Origin of the sequence: Buchananella sp. 14KM1171, assembly GCF_041380365.1 — a bacterium.
Lineage (GTDB): Bacteria > Actinomycetota > Actinomycetes > Actinomycetales > Actinomycetaceae > Buchananella > Buchananella felis.
This window is the reverse complement of sequence record NZ_CP159981.1, coordinates 844,969-866,279: the sequence shown is the minus strand read 5'-3', so window position 1 is coordinate 866,279 and position 21,311 is coordinate 844,969. Positions and strand designations below refer to the sequence as shown.

35 protein-coding genes are annotated in these 21,311 nt (G+C 67.0%); 33 read left to right on the top strand and 2 right to left on the bottom strand.

The genetic code is table 11. The annotated features are described in order from the left end of the window. The first annotated feature begins 180 nt into the window (after positions 1–180). From ABYF38_RS03500 to rplQ, 32 genes are all read left to right on the top strand, one after another. On the top strand, positions 181–1,188 hold the full coding sequence (locus ABYF38_RS03500) for a Bax inhibitor-1/YccA family membrane protein (RefSeq protein WP_371152760.1): 1,008 nt from the start codon (positions 181–183) through the stop codon (positions 1,186–1,188). A 168-nt stretch (positions 1,189–1,356) separates the two neighbouring features. Continuing rightward, complete coding sequence (locus tag ABYF38_RS03495; RefSeq protein ID WP_371152759.1) at positions 1,357–1,758, top strand: FKBP-type peptidyl-prolyl cis-trans isomerase; 402 nt, start codon at positions 1,357–1,359, stop codon at positions 1,756–1,758. 742 nt (positions 1,759–2,500) lie between these two features. Continuing rightward, positions 2,501–2,809, top strand: a complete 309-nt coding sequence (gene rpsJ, locus ABYF38_RS03490; protein ID WP_371152758.1) for a 30S ribosomal protein S10 — start codon at positions 2,501–2,503, stop codon at positions 2,807–2,809. 10 nt (positions 2,810–2,819) lie between these two features. Beyond that, entirely contained in the window at positions 2,820–3,482 is a 663-nt protein-coding gene (rplC, locus tag ABYF38_RS03485; RefSeq protein WP_371152756.1) for a 50S ribosomal protein L3, read from the top strand. A 1-nt stretch (position 3,483) separates the two neighbouring features. Continuing rightward, positions 3,484–4,125, top strand: coding sequence for a 50S ribosomal protein L4 (rplD, locus tag ABYF38_RS03480; RefSeq protein ID WP_371152755.1), 642 nt, complete (start codon positions 3,484–3,486; stop codon positions 4,123–4,125). After that, on the top strand, positions 4,122–4,427 hold the full coding sequence (gene rplW / locus ABYF38_RS03475; RefSeq protein WP_371152754.1) for a 50S ribosomal protein L23: 306 nt from the start codon (positions 4,122–4,124) through the stop codon (positions 4,425–4,427). The genes rplD and rplW overlap by 4 nt, the downstream gene beginning before the upstream one ends. A 30-nt stretch (positions 4,428–4,457) precedes the next feature. After that, the gene (gene rplB, locus ABYF38_RS03470) at positions 4,458–5,294 is read left to right on the top strand and encodes a 50S ribosomal protein L2 (RefSeq protein WP_371152753.1); all 837 of its coding nucleotides are present in this window, start codon (positions 4,458–4,460) and stop codon (positions 5,292–5,294) included. 12 nt (positions 5,295–5,306) lie between these two features. After that, positions 5,307–5,588, top strand: coding sequence for a 30S ribosomal protein S19 (gene rpsS, locus ABYF38_RS03465; RefSeq protein WP_371152752.1), 282 nt, complete (start codon positions 5,307–5,309; stop codon positions 5,586–5,588). Positions 5,589–5,621: 33 nt separating this feature from the next. Further along, positions 5,622–5,987 carry a 50S ribosomal protein L22 gene (rplV, locus tag ABYF38_RS03460; RefSeq protein WP_371152751.1) on the top strand — a complete coding sequence of 122 codons (366 nt, stop codon included), beginning with the start codon at positions 5,622–5,624 and terminating at the stop codon, positions 5,985–5,987. Further along, entirely contained in the window at positions 5,987–6,793 is an 807-nt protein-coding gene (gene rpsC, locus ABYF38_RS03455; RefSeq protein ID WP_371152750.1) for a 30S ribosomal protein S3, read from the top strand. The genes rplV and rpsC overlap by 1 nt, the downstream gene beginning before the upstream one ends. 3 nt (positions 6,794–6,796) lie before the next feature. Next, on the top strand, positions 6,797–7,216 hold the full coding sequence (gene rplP, locus ABYF38_RS03450; RefSeq protein WP_371152749.1) for a 50S ribosomal protein L16: 420 nt from the start codon (positions 6,797–6,799) through the stop codon (positions 7,214–7,216). After that, positions 7,216–7,449: a 50S ribosomal protein L29 gene (gene rpmC, locus ABYF38_RS03445; RefSeq protein ID WP_371152748.1), complete on the top strand. Its 234-nt coding sequence runs from the start codon at positions 7,216–7,218 to the stop codon at positions 7,447–7,449. The genes rplP and rpmC overlap by 1 nt, the downstream gene beginning before the upstream one ends. Positions 7,450–7,454: 5 nt before the next feature. Beyond that, positions 7,455–7,736, top strand: a complete 282-nt coding sequence (rpsQ, locus tag ABYF38_RS03440; protein ID WP_371152747.1) for a 30S ribosomal protein S17 — start codon at positions 7,455–7,457, stop codon at positions 7,734–7,736. Between the two features lie 74 nt (positions 7,737–7,810). Continuing rightward, positions 7,811–8,179 (top strand): 50S ribosomal protein L14, encoded by a 369-nt coding sequence (gene rplN / locus ABYF38_RS03435; protein WP_371152746.1) that lies wholly within the window; start codon positions 7,811–7,813, stop codon positions 8,177–8,179. A 4-nt stretch (positions 8,180–8,183) separates the two neighbouring features. Continuing rightward, entirely contained in the window at positions 8,184–8,528 is a 345-nt protein-coding gene (gene rplX / locus ABYF38_RS03430) for a 50S ribosomal protein L24 (protein WP_371152745.1), read from the top strand. 11 nt (positions 8,529–8,539) lie between these two features. Next, the gene (gene rplE / locus ABYF38_RS03425) at positions 8,540–9,082 is read left to right on the top strand and encodes a 50S ribosomal protein L5 (RefSeq protein WP_371152985.1); all 543 of its coding nucleotides are present in this window, start codon (positions 8,540–8,542) and stop codon (positions 9,080–9,082) included. 2 nt (positions 9,083–9,084) lie between these two features. Beyond that, positions 9,085–9,270, top strand: coding sequence for a type Z 30S ribosomal protein S14 (locus ABYF38_RS03420; protein ID WP_371152744.1), 186 nt, complete (start codon positions 9,085–9,087; stop codon positions 9,268–9,270). 68 nt (positions 9,271–9,338) lie between these two features. After that, positions 9,339–9,737 carry a 30S ribosomal protein S8 gene (gene rpsH / locus ABYF38_RS03415; protein WP_371152743.1) on the top strand — a complete coding sequence of 133 codons (399 nt, stop codon included), beginning with the start codon at positions 9,339–9,341 and terminating at the stop codon, positions 9,735–9,737. A 13-nt stretch (positions 9,738–9,750) separates the two neighbouring features. Continuing rightward, positions 9,751–10,287, top strand: coding sequence for a 50S ribosomal protein L6 (gene rplF / locus ABYF38_RS03410; RefSeq protein ID WP_371152742.1), 537 nt, complete (start codon positions 9,751–9,753; stop codon positions 10,285–10,287). After that, positions 10,287–10,658, top strand: a complete 372-nt coding sequence (rplR, locus tag ABYF38_RS03405) for a 50S ribosomal protein L18 (RefSeq protein WP_371152741.1) — start codon at positions 10,287–10,289, stop codon at positions 10,656–10,658. The genes rplF and rplR overlap by 1 nt, the downstream gene beginning before the upstream one ends. A gap of 32 nt (positions 10,659–10,690) precedes the next feature. After that, entirely contained in the window at positions 10,691–11,395 is a 705-nt protein-coding gene (gene rpsE / locus ABYF38_RS03400) for a 30S ribosomal protein S5 (RefSeq protein WP_371152740.1), read from the top strand. Continuing rightward, positions 11,395–11,577 carry a 50S ribosomal protein L30 gene (gene rpmD / locus ABYF38_RS03395; protein WP_371152739.1) on the top strand — a complete coding sequence of 61 codons (183 nt, stop codon included), beginning with the start codon at positions 11,395–11,397 and terminating at the stop codon, positions 11,575–11,577. Before rpsE ends, rpmD begins: the two co-directional genes overlap by 1 nt. Positions 11,578–11,579: 2 nt before the next feature. Next, positions 11,580–12,065 carry a 50S ribosomal protein L15 gene (rplO, locus tag ABYF38_RS03390; RefSeq protein WP_371152738.1) on the top strand — a complete coding sequence of 162 codons (486 nt, stop codon included), beginning with the start codon at positions 11,580–11,582 and terminating at the stop codon, positions 12,063–12,065. Positions 12,066–12,287: 222 nt separating this feature from the next. After that, positions 12,288–13,577 (top strand): preprotein translocase subunit SecY, encoded by a 1,290-nt coding sequence (gene secY, locus ABYF38_RS03385; RefSeq protein WP_371152737.1) that lies wholly within the window; start codon positions 12,288–12,290, stop codon positions 13,575–13,577. Beyond that, positions 13,574–14,167 (top strand): adenylate kinase, encoded by a 594-nt coding sequence (locus tag ABYF38_RS03380; protein ID WP_371152736.1) that lies wholly within the window; start codon positions 13,574–13,576, stop codon positions 14,165–14,167. Before secY ends, ABYF38_RS03380 begins: the two co-directional genes overlap by 4 nt. Beyond that, positions 14,168–15,049 carry a type I methionyl aminopeptidase gene (gene map, locus ABYF38_RS03375; protein WP_371152735.1) on the top strand — a complete coding sequence of 294 codons (882 nt, stop codon included), beginning with the start codon at positions 14,168–14,170 and terminating at the stop codon, positions 15,047–15,049. It abuts the gene before it with no gap. Between the two features lie 729 nt (positions 15,050–15,778). Next, positions 15,779–16,000, top strand: a complete 222-nt coding sequence (gene infA, locus ABYF38_RS03370; RefSeq protein ID WP_371152734.1) for a translation initiation factor IF-1 — start codon at positions 15,779–15,781, stop codon at positions 15,998–16,000. A gap of 41 nt (positions 16,001–16,041) precedes the next feature. Beyond that, positions 16,042–16,155, top strand: a complete 114-nt coding sequence (gene rpmJ / locus ABYF38_RS03365) for a 50S ribosomal protein L36 (RefSeq protein ID WP_371152733.1) — start codon at positions 16,042–16,044, stop codon at positions 16,153–16,155. Between the two features lie 127 nt (positions 16,156–16,282). After that, positions 16,283–16,657 carry a 30S ribosomal protein S13 gene (gene rpsM / locus ABYF38_RS03360; protein WP_371152731.1) on the top strand — a complete coding sequence of 125 codons (375 nt, stop codon included), beginning with the start codon at positions 16,283–16,285 and terminating at the stop codon, positions 16,655–16,657. A gap of 46 nt (positions 16,658–16,703) precedes the next feature. After that, complete coding sequence (rpsK, locus tag ABYF38_RS03355; RefSeq protein ID WP_371152730.1) at positions 16,704–17,108, top strand: 30S ribosomal protein S11; 405 nt, start codon at positions 16,704–16,706, stop codon at positions 17,106–17,108. A 114-nt stretch (positions 17,109–17,222) separates the two neighbouring features. Continuing rightward, entirely contained in the window at positions 17,223–18,227 is a 1,005-nt protein-coding gene (locus ABYF38_RS03350) for a DNA-directed RNA polymerase subunit alpha (RefSeq protein WP_371152729.1), read from the top strand. A 30-nt stretch (positions 18,228–18,257) separates the two neighbouring features. Continuing rightward, positions 18,258–18,716: a 50S ribosomal protein L17 gene (gene rplQ, locus ABYF38_RS03345; protein WP_371152728.1), complete on the top strand. Its 459-nt coding sequence runs from the start codon at positions 18,258–18,260 to the stop codon at positions 18,714–18,716. Positions 18,717–18,823: 107 nt separating this feature from the next. Here the strand turns inward: rplQ and ABYF38_RS03340 are convergent, their stop codons facing one another. Continuing rightward, positions 18,824–19,492, bottom strand: a complete 669-nt coding sequence (locus ABYF38_RS03340) for a YbjN domain-containing protein (RefSeq protein ID WP_371152727.1) — start codon at positions 19,490–19,492, stop codon at positions 18,824–18,826. Between the two features lie 9 nt (positions 19,493–19,501). Further along, entirely contained in the window at positions 19,502–19,975 is a 474-nt protein-coding gene (locus ABYF38_RS03335) for a YbjN domain-containing protein (RefSeq protein ID WP_371152726.1), read from the bottom strand. 151 nt (positions 19,976–20,126) lie between these two features. Here ABYF38_RS03335 and truA point away from each other — a divergent pair, with 151 nt between their 5' ends. After that, the gene (truA, locus tag ABYF38_RS03330; protein WP_371152725.1) at positions 20,127–21,020 is read left to right on the top strand and encodes a tRNA pseudouridine(38-40) synthase TruA; all 894 of its coding nucleotides are present in this window, start codon (positions 20,127–20,129) and stop codon (positions 21,018–21,020) included. Positions 21,021–21,311: the final 291 nt, after the last annotated feature.

The window sequence follows — 21,311 nt, the reverse complement described above, 5'->3', positions numbered from 1 at the left end:
ATCCAGGTTACGGCGAGGGCATCTGGCTCCCCTTCGACCGTGTGGTTGAAGTTGGAGCGGCGGGCTCGTGCGCTGTTCCGGGGTGGGACTCGTCCGCTGGTATGAGTTGGGTGCTGCCTACTGTGCTAGCGCCCCGCCGCCTTGTTACCGTTGGGGCAGATCTAGAACACAGGAGGGGTAATGACTAACCCGGTGCTGTCTAACAGCAGGATCTTTGGCGACAAGGCGCCCAGCCAGCCCGTGGCCGCGCAGGCGACGAATCAGGGCCAGTGGGCGCAGTATCAGGCCCCGGCGGGCTACCAGCAGCAGGGCGGCTTCCCTGCTCAGCCCAGCTACGGCGCGCCGGTGCAGGGTGGCTACCAGGGGCAGCCGGGCTACGGCGCCCAGCAGGGCGTGCCGGGGTACGCGCAGCCGGCGATGGACGCGCACGCGGCCTACGCCGCGCAGCAGGCGGCTCAGCCCTACGCGGCCCAGCCCTACCTGGGGGCGCCGGCGTACGGCGCGCAGGCCGCGATGACCTACGAGGACGTCACGATGCGCACGGGCATGGCCCTGGGCGTCGTGGTGGTGGGTGCGGCGATTTCCTGGTCCCTGCTGGGCACCGGGATCGGCTACACCCTGATGATCGTCGGCTTGTTCGCGGGCATCGCCCTGGGTCTGGTGAACGCGTTCAAGCGCGAGCCCTCCCCGGCGCTGATCCTGTCTTACGCTGCGGCTGAGGGCCTGTTCCTGGGTGGTCTGTCCGCCTTCTTCGAGGCGACCTACCCGGGCGTGGTGATGCAGGCGGTGCTGGCCACGGTGATCACGTTCTCCGCGACGCTGCTGCTCTACCGCTCGGGCAAGGTGCGCGTCACCCCGAAGTTCCAGCGCTTCATGCTCATCGCGCTGATTTCGTACGCCGCTTTCTCCCTGGTCAACATGCTGCTGGTCTTCACCGGCGCGATCCAGAGCCCGTGGGGCGTGCGCGGCATCGAGGTCATGGGCATCCCGCTGGGCATCCTGGTCGGTGCGGCGGCGGTGCTGCTGGCGGTGTTCTCGCTCATCATGGACTTCGAGGCCATCGGCAAGGGCGTGGCGACCGGGGCTCCGCGCAAGTACGCGTGGAGCGCCGCCTTCGGCCTGCTGGTGACCCTGATCTGGCTCTACGTGGAGTTCCTGCGCATCCTGGCGATCTTGCGGGATAACTGAGTCTTCGCGTAGTCCCGGCTACCGGGGAGGGCCGCTCGCGGCCCTCCCCGGTGCTTCGTTCCGGGCCAGCCCCGGCGTGCGGCGTCGCGCGCAGCGGGGGCTGGAATGGCCCATAATCGACCTATCGCGCCGGGCAGTGGATCTGGCGCCCCACGACCTAGGAGCACAATGAGCACCAACATCACCGTTGCCGGCGAGTACGGCACCAAGCCCGCCCTGTCCTTCCCCGCCGGTCCGGCCCCGGAGGGCCTGCAGGTCGAGGTCCTGAAGGAGGGCGCGGGCGCCGTGGTCGAGGCCGGCGACACGATCGTCTGCCACTACCTGGGCCAGACCTGGGCCGGCAAGGTCTTCGACAACTCCTTCGACCGTGGCCAGCCCCTTTCCTTCATGATCGGCGTGGGCCAGGTCATTCGCGGCTGGGACGACGGCCTGGTGGGTCAGCGCGTGGGCTCCCGCGTGCTGCTGTCCATCCCGGCCGAGCTGGGTTACGGCGAGCGCGGCGTGCCGCAGGCCGGCATCGCCGGCGGTGCCACCCTGGTGTTCGTCACCGACATCGTGGGCGTGCTCTGACGCCCTCCAGCTAGACGCGGGCGCTCTAGGCGGCCGGACGGCTGCCGCTGACACCCGCTTTCGCCCCCGGCGTGGCCCTCCCTGGTGAGGCCGCGCCGGGGGTTCCCGTTGCCCGACGTCCCTCCCGCCGCCCCGATCAACGCCCGCCCGGGCAGCGGCCCCGCTCCGGTTGGCAAGCGGCCACCAATGTGACGTTGCCGCCAGAGCCGCGCGGCGGGAGGGCGACGTCGGCCACCACAGACCCCCGCACTCGGGCGTGTCGCCACGAACCGGCAAATTCGCGCCATTGTGCGCCTCCCGCTCCAATCCGACCGCCCCACCCGGCCCCCGCACTCGGGCGTGTCGCAGAGGGGGCGCGGGTGAAAACCGCGCAAATTCGCCAAAACCACGTGAGGCGGCTCACCGGCCGGGCGGCCACACTCGGCTTGCGCGGTGCCGGGCAGGCCTTGCTAGAGTTGCCGGGCCGGAAAGGGGCGTGAGGCGCCGGGCTGCGCATCGCTGTAGCTCACCTCACTACCCGAGTTGCGCGAAAGGGCTGGATTCCCAAGCCCCTCGTGTGACAAAATTGTCCGGTTGCCTGATTTAGCTTCAGGTTTCATATAGACGTCCGGGCCTCGGGTTTCCCCGAGGACACAGGATTTCGGCCCCGCCACCAGGTGAAGCAACCGGCGGACGCAGCTTCTCAGTTGCGACACGCGCGGATGCGGGGGCCGGCTGGTAAGTAGAGAGGTAGATCGACGCCATGGCGGAACAGAAGATCCGCATCCGGCTCAAGTCGTACGACCACGAGGTCATCGACAGCTCGGCGCGCAAGATCGTCGAGACGGTAACCCGCGCGGGCGCGCGAGTCGTGGGCCCGGTGCCGCTGCCGACCGAGAAGAACGTGTTCGTTGTTATTCGGTCGCCGCACAAGTACAAGGACAGCCGTGAGCACTTCGAGCAGAGGACTCACAAGCGGCTGATCGACATCATCGAACCGACGCCGAAGGCCGTCGACTCGCTCATGCGTCTCGACCTGCCGGCTGAGGTCAACATCGAGATCAAGCTCTGAGGACTCCGATATGACTGCTACTTATCGCGACTCCATTAAGCGCAAGGCCGTTTTCGGCAAGAAGCTCGGCATGACCCAGGTGTGGGACGCTGACGGCCGTCTGGTTCCCGTCACCGTCGTCCAGGTCAGCCCCAACGTTGTCACCCAGGTCCGCAACGTCGAGACCGACGGCTACGCCGCCGTCCAGGTTGCCTTCGGTGACATCAACCCCCGCAAGGTGAACAAGCCGCTGACCGGCCACTTCGCCAAGGCCGACGTCGCCCCCCGCCGCCACCTCGCTGAGATCCGCACCGCGGACGCCAACGAGTACGCCGTGGGCCAGGAGCTGACCGTCGAGGTCTTCGAGACCGGCGCCAAGGTCGACGTGACCGGCACCAGCAAGGGCAAGGGCACCGCCGGTGTTATGAAGCGTCACGGCTTCGCCGGTGTTTCCGCCTCCCACGGTGCGCACCGCAACCACCGCAAGCCGGGCTCCATCGGCGCCTGCGCCACCCCGGGCCGCGTGTTCAAGGGCCTGCGCATGGCCGGCCGCATGGGCAACGCCCGTCGTACCGTCCAGAACCTGACCATCCACGCGGTGGACGCCGAGCGCGGCGTGCTGCTGGTGACCGGTGCCATCCCCGGCCCGAAGAACGGCGTGGTCATGGTCCGTACCGCTGTGAAGGGGGCATGAAATGACCACCCAGACCGTGGACATCCTCAACGCTGAGGGCAAGAAGGCCGGCACCGCCGAGCTGCCCGCCGCCATCTTCGACGTCGAGCCGAACATCCCGCTGATCCACCAGGTCGTGGTGGCCCAGCGCGCCGCTGCTCGCCAGGGCACCCACGCCGTGAAGAACCGCGCCGCGGTCTCCGGCGGTGGCCGCAAGCCCTACAAGCAGAAGGGCACCGGTAACGCTCGCCAGGGCTCCATCCGCGCCCCCCACTTCACCGGTGGTGGCGTGGTGCACGGCCCGCAGCCGCGCGACTACAGCCAGCGCACCCCCAAGAAGATGAAGGCCGCCGCCCTGCGTGGCGCCCTGTCTGACCGCGCTCGCAACGGCCGCGTTCACGTGGTGGAGAACTTCGGTGTCACCGACACCCCCTCCACCAAGGTCGCCAAGGCTGCTCTGCACAACATCACCGAGCGTCGCGCTCTGGTGGTGCTGGACCGCTCCGACTTCGCTTCCGCGCTGTCGCTGCGCAACCTGGCCGAGGTTCACCTGCTGTGGGCCGACCAGCTGAACACCTACGACGTGCTGGTTAACGAGGACGTCGTCTTCACCACCGAGGCGCTCGCTGCGTTCCTCGGTACCGACGAGGAGGGTGCCAAGTGAGCATCGAGTCCGCGAAGAACCCGCGCGACATCATCCTCGGCCCGGTCGTCTCGGAGAAGAGCTACGCGCTGATGGACGAGGGCAAGTACACCTTCCTGGTGGACCCGCGCTCGAACAAGACCGAGATCAAGATCGCGATCGAGAAGATTTTCGACGTCAAGGTGGAGTCCGTGAACACGGCCAACCGCCAGGGCAAGACCAGCCGGACCCGTTTCGGGGCTGGCCGCCGTAAGGACACCAAGCGAGCGATCGTCACGCTTCGTGAGGGCACCATCGACATCTTTGGCGAAGTCGCGCTCTGAGCGCGGCCGCTAACGAGATAGAGGATCGTTATGGGAATCCGTAAGTACAAGCCGACGACGCCCGGCCGCCGTGGCGCGTCCGTGGCCGACTTCGTTGAGATCACCCGCTCGGAGCCGGAGAAGTCGCTGGTTCGCCCGCTCTCCAAGACCGGTGGTCGCAACGCGTCTGGTCGTATCACCACTCGCCACAAGGGTGGCGGTCACAAGCGCGCCTACCGCGTGATCGACTTCCGTCGTCACGACAAGGACGGCGTGCCGGCCAAGGTCGCTCACATCGAGTACGACCCCAACCGCACCGCCCGCATCGCCCTCCTGCACTACGCGGACGGCGAGAAGCGCTACATCATCGCCCCCGCCAAGCTGCAGCAGGGTGACCGCATCGAGCAGGGCCCGGGTGCCGACATCAAGCCCGGCAACAACATGCCGCTGCGCAACATCCCGCTCGGTACCGTGATCCACGCTGTGGAGCTGCGTCCGGGTGGCGGGGCCAAGATCGCCCGTTCCGCCGGCGCCTCCGTGCAGCTGGTGGCCAAGGACGGCCCGTACGCCCAGCTGCGTATGCCGTCCGGCGAAATCCGCAACGTTGACGCTCGCTGCCGCGCCACCATCGGTGAGGTCGGCAACGCCGAGCAGTCCAACATCAACTGGGGTAAGGCCGGCCGTATGCGCTGGAAGGGCATCCGCCCGACCGTGCGTGGTGTGGTCATGAACCCGGTGGACCACCCGCACGGTGGTGGTGAGGGCCGCACCTCCGGTGGTCGTCACCCCGTGAGCCCGTGGGGTAAGCCCGAGGGTCGTACCCGCCGTCCGAACAAGCCGTCCGACAAGCTGATCGTGCGTCGTCGCAAGACCGGCAAGAACCGCTGAGGGGGATAACAGATGCCACGCAGCCTGAAGAAGGGTCCCTTCGTCGACGACCACCTGTACAAGAAGGTGGACGCTCAGAACGAGGCGGGTACCAAGAACGTCATCAAGACATGGTCGCGCCGGTCGGTCATTACGCCCGACTTCCTCGGCCACACCTTCGCTGTGCACGACGGACGCAAGCACGTGCCCGTCTTCGTCACCGAGTCGATGGTGGGCCACAAGCTCGGCGAGTTTGCGCCGACCCGCACTTTCCGCGGGCACGAGAAGGACGACCGCAAGGGGCGTCGCCGCTAAGGCGCGCCGCTAGCTGAAAGAATGGGGCAGCACATGGAAGCCAAGGCGCAGGCGCGGTTCGTCCGCACCACGCCGATGAAGGCGCGCCGCATCGTGGACGTCGTCCGGGGCAAGCGCGTTGCAGAGGCAATTGACATTCTGCGTTTCGCACCGCAGCAGGCGGCCGAGGTCGTCCGCAAGGTGGTCGAGTCCGCAGCCGCCAACGCTCAGGTCAAGGCCGAGCGCGATGGCGAGAAGTTTGAGTACGACAAGCTGCGCATCGTCGCCGCTTTCGTCGACGAGGGCCCGACCCTCAAGCGGATCCGTCCGCGCGCCCAGGGTCGCGCGGGCCGCATCCTGAAGCGGACCAGCCACATCACCGTGGTGGTCGGCAACAACGAGGGGAAGGAGACCAAGTAATGGGTCAGAAGGTAAACCCCACCGGTTTCCGCCTGGGTATCACCACGTTCCACCGCTCCCGGTGGTTCGCCGACTCCACCAAGCCGGGTCAGCGCTACGCTGACTTCGTCAAGGAGGACGTCGCCATCCGCCGCCTCCTGGAGGAGGGCCTGGACCGCGCCGGTGTCGCCAAGGTCGACATCGAGCGCACCCGTGACCGCGTCCGCGTCGACCTGCACACCGCCCGCCCGGGCATCGTGATCGGTCGCCGTGGCGCCGAGGCGGACCGCCTGCGCGGCACGCTGGAGAAGCTCACGGGCAAGCAGGTGCAGCTGAACATCCTCGAGGTCAAGAACCCCGAGATCGAGGCTCAGCTCGTTGCTCAGGGCATCGCCGAGCAGCTGGCCTCCCGCGTTTCCTTCCGCCGCGCCATGCGCAAGGGCATGCAGTCCGCCATGCGCGCCGGTGCCAAGGGAATCCGTGTTCAGTGCTCCGGCCGTCTGGGCGGCGCTGAGATGAGCCGTTCCGAGTTCTACCGCGAGGGTCGCGTGCCGCTGCACACCCTGCGCGCGAACATCGACTTCGGCTTCTACGAGGCTCGCACCACATTCGGTCGCATCGGCGTGAAGGTGTGGATCTACAAGGGCGACCTCAACGAGAAGGAATTTGCCCGGGCCCAGGCCGAGGCCGCTCCGCGCGGTCGTGGCCGCGGTGAGCGCCGCGGTGGCCCGCGTCGCGACGGCGGACGTGGTCCGCGTCGTGACGAGGTAACGACGAACGACGCTCCGGCCGCCGCGCCGGTGGCCGACGCAGGAACGGAGGCCTGAGCCATGCTCATCCCCCGACGGACTAAGTTCCGCCGCCAGCACCGTCCGCACCGCACCGGTGCGGCCTCCGGTGGCACGCAGGTCAACTTCGGTGACTACGGCATCCAGGCCCTCGAGCCCGCCTACATCACCAACCGTCAGATCGAGGCCGCGCGTATCGCGATGACCCGCCACATCAAGCGTGGCGGTAAGGTCTGGATCACGATTTTCCCGGATCGCCCGCTCACCAAGAAGCCGGCCGAAACCCGTATGGGTTCCGGTAAGGGTTCCGTTGAGTGGTGGATCGCCAACGTCAAGCCCGGCCGCATCATGTTCGAGCTGGGTGGAGTTCCCGAGCCGCTGGCTCGCGAGGCCATGCGCCGCGCGCAGCACAAGCTCCCGATGAAGACTCGTTTTGTAGTTCGTGAGGGTGGTGACCGCTGATGATCGGTTCCAAGGGTCTGTCCCCCAAGGACCTCGACACCATGGACAACGAGCGTCTGGCGAAGGAGCTGGAGAAGGCAAAGGCTGAGCTGTTCAACCTGCGCTTCACCGCTGCTACCGGTCAGCTCGAGGACCACGGCCGTCTCAAGGCTGTACGCCGCGACATCGCCCGCATCTACACCATCGTGCACGAGCGTGAGCTCGGCATCCGTACCGCCCCGAGCGAGAAGTGAGCGAAATGTCTGAGAACACCGAGTCCACCGCCCCGGTGCGGGGCGAGCGTAAGGTTCGCCGCGGTTACGTGGTGAGCGACAAGATGAACAAGACCGTTGTGGTTGCCCTGGAGGACCGCGTGAAGCACTCCCTCTACGGCAAGGTCATGCGCCGCACCTCCAAGGTGAAGGCACACGACGAGCTCAACGAGTGCGGCGTGGGCGACCTCGTCCGCATCATGGAGACCCGCCCGCTCAGCGCGACCAAGCACTGGCGCGTGGTGGAGATCATCGAGAAGGCCAAGTAAGCTTCCTCAGTCCAGTATTTGTTCGGCAAGGCTCGGGAAACCGAGAACCGGCTCGACGACAGGAGTAAATACTCATGATCCAGCAGGAGTCGCGGCTCAAGGTCGCCGACAACACGGGTGCAAAGCAGCTGCTGTGCATCCGCGTGCTCGGCGGCTCTGGCCGGCGCTATGCCGGTATCGGCGACACGATCGTCGCCACCGTCAAGGACGCAATCCCTGGCGGCAACGTCAAGAAGGGCGACGTGGTCAAGGCCGTCGTCGTCCGTACCACCAAGGAGCGCCGTCGTCCCGACGGTTCCTACATCCGTTTCGACGAGAACGCGGCCGTCATTCTGAAGAACGACGGTGAGCCTCGCGGCACGCGCATCTTCGGCCCCGTCGGCCGCGAGCTGCGTGACAAGAAGTTCATGCGCATCGTCTCCCTGGCCCCGGAGGTGATCTGAACCCATGGCGAAGATCAAGAAGGGTGACCTGGTAGTGGTCATCGCTGGCCGCGACAAGGGCCAGCAGGGCCGCGTGCTCGAGGTCCGCCCCAAGGAGGACCGCGTGGTGGTCGAGGGCGTTGCCCGCGCCACCAAGCACGTCAAGGCTGGTCGCTCCCGCCAGGGCGCGACCCAGGGTGGAATCGAGACCATCGAGGCCCCGATCCACATCTCCAACGTGATGCTCGTTGACCCGAAGACCAAGAAGGGCACCCGGGTTGGCTACCGCATCGAGCAGGTTGAGCGCGATGGCCGCACCCGCGAGGTTCGCATCCGCGTTGCCAAGCGCAGCGGGAAGGACGTGAAGTGAGCGAGCAGACCATGCCTCGTCTGAAGGAGAAGTACCGCAGCGAGATCCTCGGCGCTCTGCGTGAGGAGTTCGGCCACGCCAACATCCACCAGGTTCCCGGTCTGACCAAGATCGTTGTGAACATGGGTGTGGGTGAGGCCGCTCGCGACGCCAAGATCCTGGAGGGCGCTATCCGCGACCTCACCGCGATCACCGGTCAGAAGCCGGCGGTCACCAAGGCCCGCAAGTCCATCGCGCAGTTCAAGCTGCGCGAGGGCCAGCCGATCGGCGCGCACGTCACGCTGCGCGGCGACCGCATGTGGGAGTTCTTGGACCGTCTGCTGTCCCTGGCTCTGCCCCGTATTCGTGACTTCCGTGGCCTGTCCCCGAAGCACTTTGACGGCAACGGCAACTACACCTTCGGTCTCACGGAGCAGTCCATGTTCCACGAGATCGACCAGGACAAGATCGACCGCGTGCGCGGCATGGACATCACCATCGTCACGACCGCGAAGAACGACGACGAGGGCCGCAGCCTGCTGCGCCGCCTCGGCTTCCCGTTCAAGGAGAACTGACGATGGCGAAGACCGCACTGATCAACAAGGCGAACCGCAAGCCGAAGTTCGGCGTTCGTGCCTACACGCGCTGCCAGCGCTGTGGCCGTCCGCACTCGGTCTACCGCAAGTTCGGCCTGTGCCGTATCTGCCTGCGCGAGATGGCCCTTGCTGGCCAGCTCCCGGGCGTCACTAAGAGCAGCTGGTAACGACTACGCCGTAGGTCCTTCGGTGAAAAGCACCGCAGGAAACCGCGACGAGGAAGGGCATCCGCCCAATGACAATGACAGATCCCATTGCGGATATGCTCACGCGTCTGCGTAACGCCAACTCGGCTTACCACGACTCCGTGTCCATGCCGCACTCCAAGCTCAAGGCAGCGATCGCTCAGATCCTGCAGACCGAGGGTTACATCGCCAACTTCGTTGTCGAGGACGCCGAGGTCGGTAAGAAGCTCACGCTCAACCTGAAGTACGGTCAGCGTCGCGAGCGCGCCATCTCTGGCGTCAAGCGCGTGTCCAAGCCGGGTCTGCGCGTGTACGCGAAGTCCAGCAACCTGCCCAAGGTCCTGGGCGGCCTGGGCGTGGCCATCCTGTCCACGTCCTCTGGCCTCCTGACCGACCGCCAGGCAGCCGAGAAGGGTGTGGGTGGGGAAGTCCTCGCCTACATCTGGTAAGGGAGGTATAGGCATGTCTCGTATTGGCAAGCTGCCCATCGCCATCCCTGCTGGCGTGGACGTAAACATCAACGGCGCCGAGGTTGCGGTCAAGGGCCCCAAGGGCTCCCTGACCCACACCGTCGCCGCCCCCATCGTGGTGGCGATCGAGGACGGTAACGTCGTCGTGACCCGCCCGGACGACGAGCGCCTGTCTCGTTCTCTGCACGGCCTGACCCGCACCCTGATCGCCAACATGATCCAGGGCGTCACGGCCGGCTACGAGAAGAAGCTCGAGATCGTTGGTACCGGTTACCGCGTGATGGCCAAGGGCACCTCCCTCGAGTTCGCCCTGGGCTTCTCCCACCCGGTTGTCATCGAGCCGCCGGCGGGCATCACCTTCACGGTTGAGGGCCCGAACAAGTTCACCGTTGCTGGTATCGACAAGCAGCTGGTGGGCGAGGTCGCCGCGAACATTCGCAAGATCCGCAAGCCTGAGCCCTACAAGGGCAAGGGTGTGCGCTACGCCGGCGAGCAGGTCAAGCGCAAGGTCGGAAAGGCTGGTAAGTGATGGCTATCTCGATCAAGGGCAAGGGCAAGGCGGTTGCGCGCAAGCGCCGTCACCTGCGTCTGCGCAAGCGCATCGTTGGTACTGCCGAGCGTCCCCGCCTGGTTGTCACCCGCTCCAACCGTCACATGGTTGCGCAGCTGGTGGACGACACCGTGGGCCGCACCATTGTCTCCGCTTCCACCCTCGAGGCCGAGCTGCGCTCTGTCGAGGGCAAGAAGGTGGACAAGTCCCGCAAGGTCGGCGAGCTGATCGCCGAGCGCGCCAAGGCTGCCGGGGTCGAGACCTGCGTGTTCGACCGTGGCGGTAACAAGTACCACGGCCGAGTCGCTGCGGTCGCCGATGGCGCCCGCGACGGCGGTCTGACCCTGTGACGAGCGCGACCCAGGAAAGCAGAGGAACAGATATGGCTGCACCGCAGCGAGGTAGGGCCGGAGCTGCCGGCTCGAACGAGGCTCGCGAGGGTCGTGACTCCGAGCGTCGGGGTCGTCGCGACGAGCGTCGTGACTCCAACCGTCGGAATGACCGTCCCGAGCGCGACCAGTTCATTGAGCGCGTCGTGACGATCAACCGCGTCTCCAAGGTGGTCAAGGGTGGACGTCGGTTCTCCTTCACCGCCCTGGTCGTTGTGGGCGACGGCGATGGCACCATCGGCGTCGGCTACGGCAAGGCAAAGGAAGTTCCCGCGGCGATCGCCAAGGGTGTCGAGGAGGCGAAGAAGAACTTCTTCCGCATCCCGCTGGTCCGCAAGACCATCCCGCACCTGGTGCAGGGTGAGGACGCCGCTGGTGTGGTGCTCCTGCGCCCCGCTTCCCCGGGTACCGGTGTTATCGCCGGTGGTCCGGTGCGTGCGGTGCTGGAGTGCGCCGGCGTGCACGACATCCTGAGCAAGTCGCTCGGGTCCTCCAACGCAATCAACATCGTCCACGCTACTGTGGCTGCCCTCAAGCAGCTGGAGCAGCCGGAGGCCGTGGCGGCTCGCCGTGGCCTGCCCCTGGAGTACGTGGCCCCGGCCGCGCTCCTGCGGGCTCGCGCCGAGGGCGAGGCTGAGAAGCGTGAGGCCAAGGAGAAGGCTGAGGCTGAGGCCGCAGCCGGAGGGGTCGGTGCGTGATGGCACAGCTCAAGATCACCCAGAAGAAGTCGGGCATCGGCGGTAAGGACTACCAGCGTGAGACGCTGCGTACCCTGGGCCTGCGCAAGATCGGTCAGAGCACCGTTCGCCAGGACACCCCGACCGTGCGCGGCATGATCGCCACGGTGGCCCACCTGGTCACCGTCGAGGAGGTCGACTGATTATGGCGAAGTCCGAAGAGACCGTCGAGGAGACCCGCGGCACGGGCAAGATCCTGCGCGTCCACCACCTGCGTCCCGCTCCGGGCGCCAAGACCGAGCGCACCCGCGTCGGTCGTGGTGAGGGAAGCAAGGGTAAGACCGCTGGTCGTGGTACCAAGGGCACCAAGGCTCGCTACCAGGTTCCCGCAGGGTTCGAGGGTGGCCAGATGCCGATGCACATGCGTCTGCCCAAGCTGCGCGGCTTCAAGAACCCGTTCCGCGTGGAGTACCAGGTTGTCAACCTGGACAAGATCTCCGCTCTCTTCCCCGAGGGCGGCAAGGTCGACGTCGAGGCCCTGATCGAGGCCGGCGCGGTTCGCCGTGGCCACCCCGTCAAGGTGCTCGGCACCGGCGAGATCACCGTGAAGGTGGAGCTCGTTGTGGACGCCTGGTCTGCCTCCGCTAAGGAGAAGGTCGAGGCGGCCGGCGGCAGCATCGCTGCCGAGTGATTCGCAGTGCGGGCGGTCCGGTGAGAAACCGGGCCGCCCGCACGGCGTGAAGCCCCGGGATTAAGTCCAGGGCTGACAGGGCCACAATTCGGCCCGAAACCTAATGATTTAATCTAGAAATGCCGCCCGGCGGGCTATCGGCCCGCGGACCCGCGCGATGAAGCGTGTAAGGTTTGGGCGTTACCCAAGCGCCCTGCGGGCGCCTGCCCCCGAGGAGGAAGTTTGCTTACCGCATTTGTCCAGGCGTTCCGCACGCCGGATCTGCGACGCAAGCTGTTGTTCACGCTGGCGCTGATGGCGGTGTTCCGCCTCGGCTCCTACATCCCGACGCCGGGCGTGAGCTACAAGAACGTTCAGCTTTGCTACGCCAACCAGCAGAGCTCGGGCTTGCTCGATCTGGCCAACATCTTCTCCGGCGGCGCTCTGCTGCAGCTCTCCGTCTTCGCGCTGGGCATCATGCCGTACATCACGGCCTCGATCATCATCCAGCTGCTGCGCGTGGCGATCCCGCGCTTCGAGGACCTGCACAAGGAGGGGCAGGCCGGTCAGGCCAAGCTGACGCAGTACACCCGCTACCTGACCATCGGTCTGGCGGTGCTGCAGTCCACGGTCATGATCACGCTGGCCCGCACCGGTCGCCTGTTCGCCGGCTGCCACCACGACATCGTGCCCAACGAGTCCGTGTGGGCACTGCTGCTGATGATCGTGACGATGACTGCGGGCACCGGCCTGATCATGTGGCTGGGTGAGGTCATCACCGAGCGCGGCATCGGTAACGGCATGTCCCTGCTGATCTTCACCTCCATCGTGGCCGGCTTCCCGGGCTCGATGTGGGCGATCGCCCAGTCCAACAACGGCTGGACCAAGTTCTTCGTGATGCTGGCGATGGTCCTGATCATCACCCTGGCCGTGGTCTACGTGGAGCAGTCCCAGCGCCGCGTCCCGGTCCAGTACGCCAAGCGCATGGTGGGCCGCCGCCTGCTGGGTGGCACCACCACCTACATCCCGATCAAGATCAACATGGCGAACGTTATCCCCGTCATCTTCGCCTCCTCGATCCTGGCGCTGCCCGGCCTGGCCGTGCAGTTCGCCCAGCCCACCTCCGCTTGGGCGATCTGGATCCAGACGCACTTCCAGCACCAGTCCTGGGTTTACCTGACCCTGTACGGCCTGCTGGTCCTGTTCTTCACCTTCTTCTACACGGCCATCACCTTCAACCCGGAGGAAGTGGCTGACAACATGAAGAAGTACGGCGGATTCATCCCGGGCATCCGCGCCGGCCGTCCCACCGCTAACTTCCTGCGCTACGTGGTCAACCGCATCACGACCGCTGGATCTCTGTACCTGCTGATCATCGCGCTCACGCCGACCATCATCATGAACCTGATGGGTATTCAGCAGCTGCCGTTCGGTGGAACCACCATCCTCATCATCGTGGGTGTCGGTTTGCAGACGGTGAAGGAAATCAACTCTCAGCTGCAGCAGCGGCACTACGAAGGATTCCTGGCATGACCCGACTCGTAATTCTTGGCCCCCCGGGGGCCGGCAAGGGCACTCAGGCGGCGCGCATCGCGGCCGAGCTGAACATCCCGGCGATCTCCACCGGTGAGATCTTCCGCTCCAACGTGGCGCAGGGCACCGAGCTGGGCAAGCGCGCCCAGCAGTACATGGAGGCCGGCGAGTACGTTCCGGACGAGGTGACCAACCTGATGGTGGACGCCCGCCTGCAGGCGCCGGACGCCGCAGAGGGCTTCCTGCTGGACGGCTACCCGCGCACCGCGGACCAGGTGGTTGAGCTGGACAAGATGCTCTCCTCCCGAGGCCTGGGCCTGGACGCCGTGGTGGAGCTGACGGCCGACACCGACGAGGTGGTTGCTCGCCTGCTCAACCGCGCCACCGAGCAGGGCCGCGCGGATGACACCGAGCCGGTGATCCGCCGCCGCCTGGAGGTCTACGCGGAGCAGACCGCGCCGCTGGCCGCCGCCTACCGCGAGCGTGGCCTGCTGGTGCAGGTTGACGGCATGGGCGACATCGACGAGATCACTGAGCGCCTGCTCGCCGCGATCCGCGACGCCCTCACCGACGACCCGGTTGGCGCCTGAGTGCGGCTGACGGGTAAGCGACACAAGCTCCTGGGCGACCGGGAGCTTGTGCATATGCGCCGAGCCGGCCTGGTGGTGGCCGCGATTCACGCCGCGCTGCGTGAGGCGGTGGCCCCCGGCAGGACTACCGCCGAGATGGACGAGGTCTCCGCCGCCGCGATCGAGGCGGCCGGGGCCCGCTCCAACTTCAAGGGCTACCACGGCTTCCCGGCCACCGTGTGCATCTCCGTTAACGAGGAGATCGTGCACGGCATCCCCGGCAAGCGCGTCCTGAAGGAAGGCGACGTGGTCTCGTTCGACTGCGGTGCCTACGTGACGGACGAGATCGGCCGCCAGTGGCACTCCGACGCATGCTTCACCACGATTGTCGGTGGACTGGAGAGCGGGTCCGTGGAGGACCGTGCGCTGTTGATGGCCACGGAGGAGGCCCGGGACGCAGCCATCGCCGCCGTTGCCCGCAACGCCGCGAAGAACGCTGCGCACGTGGGTGACGTGGGCGACGCCGTGGAGAACGTGATCAGCCGCTGGATGGGCAAGACCGGACACGAGTACGGCATCCCGGAGGAGTTCACGGGGCACGGCATCGGCAACGTGCTGCACGACGAGCCCGAGATCCTCAACTACCGCACCCGGTCGCGCGGCCCGCGCCTGCGCCCCGGACAGGTGATCTGCATCGAGCCGATGCTGACGATCGGGAGCGGGGAGAACAAGACGCTGGCCGACGGCTGGACGGCCGTGACCCGCGATGGTTCCCGCGCCGCCCACTTCGAGCACACCGTGGCCATCATGGACGGGGGAGTGTGGGTGCTGACCGCGCCCGACGGGGGAGAGGCGCTCCTTGCCCCCTACGGCCTGAAGCCGGTCACCCTCCCCACCGACTAGCCACCGCCCTCAGGTCAGGGACATGGTTCCGGCCCGGCACTGCGCAGTTTGTGCGCGGGCCGGGCCCGAACCCTTAGCCGCCCCCCACGTGGGCCTGCATAGGTGTACGACGCTCCGCCCGCCGCCCGGTGAGGGCGAACCGGTTGGAGGCGGGCCCATTCGGGGTGCTCCCACACGAGGATGCACCGGTTGCGGCCAGGAGCCTAGGGTGGAGGAGCCCGGTCGAGCGGCGCGAGCGAAGCGGGCGCTTTCCAGGGGGACTAGCGGCGCGGTGCCGTGCGGTGCGCTGCGCTTCGGCGCGGCGTGCTGCGGTGCGCCGCCGGGGCTCAGTGCCGAATCTCGACGTTTGGCGCTTCAACTAGACGAATGGCAGTGAATCTAGACGATAACCCGGCCCGGAACGTCGAGCTGAAGGCCCGAACGTCGAGTTGAGGGAGCGAACGTCGAGTTGAGCACCCGAACACCGAATTCACCGCCGGGCGGCGTGGCGCACGGGGCGGCCGGGCGGCAACGTCGGACAATCCGGGCCCGGCGTGGGCGGACTCACGCGCCACCGGCCGGCAAAGGCCTAGAAGCGAGGCCGAAAAGCACGTATGCTTGCACGTCGGACGTGCGCCACCTTTGCCGCAGCCTGCCCGGAAAGCAGGCCAAGCAAACCGACGGGTGGCGCGGGGGAGCCCCTTCGGGGCGCCTCAAGTTCAGTCGAGAAGTGAGGAACCTGGTTCATCCATGGCCAAGAAGGATGGCGTTATCGAAGTAGAGGGCACCGTCGTTGAGGCGCTGCCCAACGCGATGTTCCGCGTCCAGCTGCAGAACGATCACGTGGTCCTGGCTCACATCTCGGGCAAGATGCGTCAGCACTACATCCGCATCCTCCCCGAGGACCGCGTGGTCGTAGAGCTGAGCCCGTACGACCTGTCGCGCGGGCGCATCGTCTACCGCTACAAGTAGAACCCAGTACGCCGCCGTGAGGTGGCGAGAGGAAAACACCCATGAAGGTCCAGCCGAGCGTTAAGCCGATTTGCGACAAGTGCAAGGTCATTCGTCGCCACGGCCGCGTCATGGTTATCTGCGATAACCAGCGGCACAAGCAGCGCCAGGGCTAATCCCTGCGCGACGCATCGTCAGTTATTGACAAAGCGTCCTTCCACCAAACCCCCCGGACTCGGAGGCCGGGGCCGGCAATAAGGCCGGAAGGAAGGGCGACGGCCTCCGAACACCACAGGAGAAAAAGTGGCACGTCTTGTTGGCGTTGACCTCCCCCGCGAGAAGCGGCTCGAGGTTGCGCTCACCTACATCTACGGCGTTGGCCGTCACCACGCCAAGGAGGCCCTCGCGGCCACCGGTATCAGCCCTGACCTGCGCGTCAAGGACATGACTGACGACGACCTCGTCGCGCTGCGCGACTTCATCGAGGCCAACTACAAGGTGGAGGGTGACCTGCGCCGTGAGGTGGCTGCCGACATCCGCCGCAAGGTCGAGATCGGCTCCTACCAGGGTCTGCGTCACCGTCGCGGCCTGCCCGTGCACGGCCAGCGCACCAAGACCAACGCGCGCACCCGCAAGGGCCCCAAGCGCACCGTGGCCGGTAAGAAGAAGGCCAAGTAGTAGGCGAGCCTAGGCTCGCATCGACGACCTCGAAAGCAGGATAGAAATGCCCCCCAAGTCTCGTATGGCTGGCGCGCGTAAGCCGCGCCGCAAGGACCGGAAGAACGTTTCCCACGGTCACGCCTACATCAAGTCCACCTTCAACAACACCATCGTGTCCATCACGGACCCGACCGGTGCGGTGATCTCCTGGGCCTCCTCCGGCCAGGTGGGTTTCAAGGGCTCCCGTAAGTCCACCCCCTTCGCCGCCCAGCTGGCCGCCGAGGCCGCTGCCCGCCGCGCCCAGGAGCACGGCATGAAGAAGGTTGACGTCTTCGTCAAGGGTCCCGGCTCCGGCCGCGAGACCGCGATCCGCTCCCTGCAGGCCACCGGCCTGGAGGTCGGCTCCATCAAGGACGTCACCCCTCAGGCTCACAACGGCTGCCGCCCCCCGAAGCGTCGCCGCGTTTGATCTTTTCCGGTGCGGCGGCCCGGCAATTGGGCCGCCGCACCAACCCAGCTTCACGCAAAAGCGTGAAGCCTCCCCCGGCGTCATATAGCGGATGCCGATAGGAAAGGAACCCCATTGCAGATTTCGCACCGCCCGGTACTGTCCGAGGAAGTTATCTCCGAGCACCGTTCCCGGTTCTACATTGAGCCGCTGGAGCCGGGCTTCGGCTACACCCTGGGCAACTCCCTGCGCCGCACGCTGCTGTCGTCCATCCCGGGCGCCGCAGTCACGTCGATCCGCATCGACGGCGTGCCGCACGAGTTCCGCACCATCCCTGGTGTGAAGGAAGACGTCACCGAGATCATCCTGAACATCAAGGACATCGTGCTCTCCTCCGAGGTGGACGAGCCCGTGGTCATGTACCTGCGCAAGCAGGGCCCGGGCGAGGTCACCGCTGGTGACATCACCCCGCCGGCGGGCGTGGAGGTCCACAACACCGACCTGCACATTGCGACTCTGAACGAGAAGGGCAAGCTCGAGATCGAGCTGACCGTGGAGCGTGGCCGCGGCTACGTTTCCGCCGCTCAGAACAAGGATGAGAACGCGGAGATCTCCCGCATTCCGATCGACTCGATCTACAGCCCGGTCCTCAAGGTGACCTACAAGGTTGAGGCCACCCGTGTGGAGCAGCGCACCGACTTCGATCGTCTGGTGCTGGACGTGGAGACCAAGGAATCCATCCTCCCGCGCGACGCCGTTGCCTCCGCCGGCACCACCCTCGTCGAGCTCTTCGGCCTGGCCCGTGAGCTCAACGTGGAGGCCGAGGGCATCGACCTGGGCTCGTCCCCGGCCGACGCCGCCCTGGCTGCCGACCTGGCCCTGCCGATCGAGGACCTGAACCTGATCGCCCGTTCCTACAACTGCCTCAAGCGCGAGGGCATCCACACCGTGGGTGAGCTCGTTGCCCGCTCCGAGGCGGACCTGCTTGACATCCGCAACTTCGGCGCCAAGTCGATTGACGAGATCAAGAAGACCCTGGCTGGCCTGGGCCTCGCCCTGAAGGACAGCCACCTGGAGTCGCCGGTTAGCGAGGACCCGTTCGCGGGCAACCTCTCCTTCAGCGACGAGTTCAACAACTAACCGGCACGCCCCGGAAATCTAGGAGACATCATGCCTAAGCCCACTAAGGGTCCTCGCCTGGGTGGTTCCCCGGCGCACGAGCGTCACATGCTCGCCAACCTCGCCAAGTCTCTCTTCGAGCACGGCGCCATCACCACGACCGAGGTGCGCGCCAAGCGCCTGCGCCCCTTCGCTGAGCGTCTGATCAGCAAGGCCCGTCGCGGCGACCTGCACGCACGTCGCACCGTGCTGAAGGTCATCACCGACCGCGGCATCGTTGCCAAGCTGTTCGAGGAGATCGCCCCGGCGATCGACCCGGACCGCAAGGGCGGCTACACCCGCATCATCAAGCTCGGTCAGCGTCGCGGCGACGCCGCCCCCACCGCCCAGATCTCCCTGGTGACGGAGAAGCTGGCCAAGCGTGAGGTCGTGCGCGAGGCCGAGGCCGTCGCCAAGGCCGCCGACGCCAAGGTGGAGGCCGCCGAGGCCGAGACCAAGTCCGAGGACTGATCCGGCGGCGCGGGCGCGGCTCAAGCCGCGCCCGGCGCACCCAAAAGCGGGGCGGGAGAGTGGGAAACCACCCTCCCGCCCCGCTTTTGCGCGCGAGCAGCCGGGACTTACTCCGAGTCCTCCGGCGGCGCCGGGTACAGCTCCGCCAGGTCATCGAGAGCCTGGCCTTCGTCAGGGATCTTGCCGTCCAGGAACTCGTACAGCTGCAGGGAGGTGGAGATGCCGCAAGACAGCAGCGTGGAGAGCTGCTGGTCGGTCACGCCCTGCTCCAGGTCCGTGATGTGCTCGGCCGTCACGCGCAGCTGGTCACCGTCGATGCGCGAGACGTAACACATCGGGAAGATGCGGTCCCGGCACCACTCGTTCAGGGCCTCCAGCAGCGGGTAGTGCGCCTTGAGGGGCTTGGTGTGCTGCCAGCGGGAGCGGATCACCAGCACCTCGTTGTACTTACCGGTGATCTGGATCATGAACGGGGAGGAGTCGAAGCCGGTGAGCAGGTCACCGTCCTCGTCGACCTCGTAGCGGTAGTCCTCCGCCTTGAAGTAGGCCTCGACGCGCTGCATGGTCACCGGGCCCAGCGTGAGCGCGTCGACCGGGTCCAGCGCGCCCCCCTCTGCCTCGTCCCCACCAGCCACTGCCAGACCGCCGGCGCCGGCCGCAGCGGGGCCGGGCGTCACGGGCGGGGCGGCCTGGAGGTCGGCGTCGTCCGTGTACGGCTCCTGCTCCGGCTCCTGATCCTTCGACTTGCCGCCGAACAGGGAAGAAAAGAAAGACATTGCGGCCTCCTAGTTGTCGAAGCGGGTGTCGGGGAAGTGGCTGTCCAGTTCGCTAAAGAGCTGCATCGCGGTGCCCACGCCGCAGTCCACCAGCTGCTTGAGCTGCAGGTCACTGACGCCGTGCTCGAAGTCGATGGAGACCTCCGTGTGCACCTCCACGGTGCCGTTGTCCCGCGAGACCAGGTAGGCCTTGGGCCAGAAGTGGTGGGCGCACCAGTTGTTGATCACATCCAGCAGGCGGTAGCGCGCGGTGGCCGGCGCGGACACGTTCCACTGCCCGCGCACGGTGCAGATGTAGTTGCCGCCGCCATTGCCGAGGATCAGGAAGCGGTTGCGCCCGAAGTAGGCGTAGACGTCACCGTCGCTGTCCACCTGGTACGAGTAGCCCTCCCGCTCCATGTGGGCGGCCAGGCGGGCGCGACTAAATGGCTTGATGTCGTTGTCCCCAGGCAGGGGGTTTTCAAACGTGGTGTGTTCGCTCACGCTGATTCCTTCCGTGTGACTGCTCCCAACTTTAGGGCGTGGGCCACACTTCGCGGCGGCCAGCGGAGGTGCTTTCGCCGCGCGCCGAACCTTCGCGCCCCGCCCCGTGGCGGCCCGGTGGGGTGGGGTGCGAGGCGCCTAGGCTGAGGGGGTGGAAAAGACTGCGCGCGTGATGCTTCGGATCGCCTACAACGGGGCGGGTTTCGCCGGGTGGGCCACCCAGCCGGGCCTGCGCACCGTGCAGGGGGAGTTGGAGGCGGCGTTGGCCACCGTGCTGCGCCTGGACTCCGCCCGCCTGACGGTCGCCGGCCGCACCGATGCCGGGGTGCACGCCCGGGGTCAGGTGGCGCACGTGGACGTGCCGGTGGAGACGCTTGCCGCCGCGCCCGGCCGCTCAGACCGCCCCCCGCTGGTTGCCCTGCGCCACCGCCTGAACGCCGTGCTGCAACGGGCCAGCGGTGGGCAGGCGGACGTGGTGGTGGCCGACGTTGCCGCCGCGCCGCCCGGATTCGACGCCCGCTTTTCCGCGAGCTGGCGGCGCTACACCTACCGGATCAGCGACCACGACTCCACGCGCGACCCCCTGCGCGGAGACGTCACCTGGGTGCGGGCGCGCAGCGGGGAACTGGACGTGGCCGCGATGGACGCCGCCGCCCGCCTGCTGCTGGGCGAGCACGACTTCCTGGCCTACTGCAAGCCCCGCGAGGGGGCCACCACGATCCGCACCCTGCTCGACTTCGGCTGGCAGCGGCCCACCGAGGGCGCCGACGCCGGCCTCGTGGTGGCCGGCGTGCGCGCCGACGCCTTCTGCCACTCCATGGTCCGCTCCCTGGTGGGCGCGTCCCTGGCCGTGGGGGAGGGGCGACGCCCCATCGAGTGGCCCGCCCAGCTGCTCGCCGACGCCCAGCGCACCTCCCACATCACCGTCGCACCCGCCCAGGGGCTCACTCTGGAGGAGGTGGCCTACCCGGCCGACCACCTGCTGGCCGAGCGCGCCGAACAGGCCCGCGCCACCCGGGGCGAGGTGTGGGGCGGCGCCCGCTAGAGCTGGGCCGGGCGATAGGTGGAACGTCGGCCATCCACAGACGCGGAAGCAGGCCGGGCGGCGGGGCGAGGCGGTGGGCGGGACGTCGGCCACCACCACGCTCCCCGAAACGCGGCCACGACGCGCGCACGACCGCCAAGCTGTGGGCAAACAAACAGAACAGGTCCAATCCCTACCTTTGACCGGGCGGGCACAAATTAGTAACCTAGTTGCCGTTGTCCGCTCCCGTTCACAACCGGCGCTCCCACTCGCCGAAGCCCCAGGGAAGCGGCCCAGCCCATGTCCACGGCG

Bases quoted from the DNA above. Each gene is read 5' to 3' on its own strand.
- infA (WP_371152734.1), top strand. From the start codon at position 15,779: ATGGCCAAGAAGGATGGCGTTATCGAAGTAGAGGGCACCGTCGTTGAG.
- ABYF38_RS03380 (WP_371152736.1), top strand. From the start codon at position 13,574: ATGACCCGACTCGTAATTCTTGGCCCCCCGGGGGCCGGCAAGGGCACT.
- rplB (WP_371152753.1), top strand. From the start codon at position 4,458: ATGGGAATCCGTAAGTACAAGCCGACGACGCCCGGCCGCCGTGGCGCG.
- rpsC (WP_371152750.1), top strand. From the start codon at position 5,987: ATGGGTCAGAAGGTAAACCCCACCGGTTTCCGCCTGGGTATCACCACG.
- rpsH (WP_371152743.1), top strand. From the start codon at position 9,339: ATGACAATGACAGATCCCATTGCGGATATGCTCACGCGTCTGCGTAAC.
- rpmC (WP_371152748.1), top strand. From the start codon at position 7,216: ATGATCGGTTCCAAGGGTCTGTCCCCCAAGGACCTCGACACCATGGAC.
- rpmD (WP_371152739.1), top strand. From the start codon at position 11,395: ATGGCACAGCTCAAGATCACCCAGAAGAAGTCGGGCATCGGCGGTAAG.
- rpsE (WP_371152740.1), top strand. From the start codon at position 10,691: ATGGCTGCACCGCAGCGAGGTAGGGCCGGAGCTGCCGGCTCGAACGAG.
- rplQ (WP_371152728.1), top strand. From the start codon at position 18,258: ATGCCTAAGCCCACTAAGGGTCCTCGCCTGGGTGGTTCCCCGGCGCAC.
- rplF (WP_371152742.1), top strand. From the start codon at position 9,751: ATGTCTCGTATTGGCAAGCTGCCCATCGCCATCCCTGCTGGCGTGGAC.
- rplN (WP_371152746.1), top strand. From the start codon at position 7,811: ATGATCCAGCAGGAGTCGCGGCTCAAGGTCGCCGACAACACGGGTGCA.
- rplE (WP_371152985.1), top strand. From the start codon at position 8,540: ATGCCTCGTCTGAAGGAGAAGTACCGCAGCGAGATCCTCGGCGCTCTG.
- ABYF38_RS03500 (WP_371152760.1), top strand. From the start codon at position 181: ATGACTAACCCGGTGCTGTCTAACAGCAGGATCTTTGGCGACAAGGCG.
- ABYF38_RS03495 (WP_371152759.1), top strand. From the start codon at position 1,357: ATGAGCACCAACATCACCGTTGCCGGCGAGTACGGCACCAAGCCCGCC.
- rpsQ (WP_371152747.1), top strand. From the start codon at position 7,455: ATGTCTGAGAACACCGAGTCCACCGCCCCGGTGCGGGGCGAGCGTAAG.
- rplX (WP_371152745.1), top strand. From the start codon at position 8,184: ATGGCGAAGATCAAGAAGGGTGACCTGGTAGTGGTCATCGCTGGCCGC.
- rplC (WP_371152756.1), top strand. From the start codon at position 2,820: ATGACTGCTACTTATCGCGACTCCATTAAGCGCAAGGCCGTTTTCGGC.
- rpsS (WP_371152752.1), top strand. From the start codon at position 5,307: ATGCCACGCAGCCTGAAGAAGGGTCCCTTCGTCGACGACCACCTGTAC.
- rplV (WP_371152751.1), top strand. From the start codon at position 5,622: ATGGAAGCCAAGGCGCAGGCGCGGTTCGTCCGCACCACGCCGATGAAG.
- ABYF38_RS03420 (WP_371152744.1), top strand. From the start codon at position 9,085: ATGGCGAAGACCGCACTGATCAACAAGGCGAACCGCAAGCCGAAGTTC.
- rpmJ (WP_371152733.1), top strand. From the start codon at position 16,042: ATGAAGGTCCAGCCGAGCGTTAAGCCGATTTGCGACAAGTGCAAGGTC.
- rplO (WP_371152738.1), top strand. From the start codon at position 11,580: ATGGCGAAGTCCGAAGAGACCGTCGAGGAGACCCGCGGCACGGGCAAG.
- rplR (WP_371152741.1), top strand. From the start codon at position 10,287: ATGGCTATCTCGATCAAGGGCAAGGGCAAGGCGGTTGCGCGCAAGCGC.
- rplD (WP_371152755.1), top strand. From the start codon at position 3,484: ATGACCACCCAGACCGTGGACATCCTCAACGCTGAGGGCAAGAAGGCC.
- rpsK (WP_371152730.1), top strand. From the start codon at position 16,704: ATGCCCCCCAAGTCTCGTATGGCTGGCGCGCGTAAGCCGCGCCGCAAG.
- rplP (WP_371152749.1), top strand. From the start codon at position 6,797: ATGCTCATCCCCCGACGGACTAAGTTCCGCCGCCAGCACCGTCCGCAC.
- rpsJ (WP_371152758.1), top strand. From the start codon at position 2,501: ATGGCGGAACAGAAGATCCGCATCCGGCTCAAGTCGTACGACCACGAG.
- ABYF38_RS03340 (WP_371152727.1), bottom strand. From the start codon at position 19,492: ATGTCTTTCTTTTCTTCCCTGTTCGGCGGCAAGTCGAAGGATCAGGAG.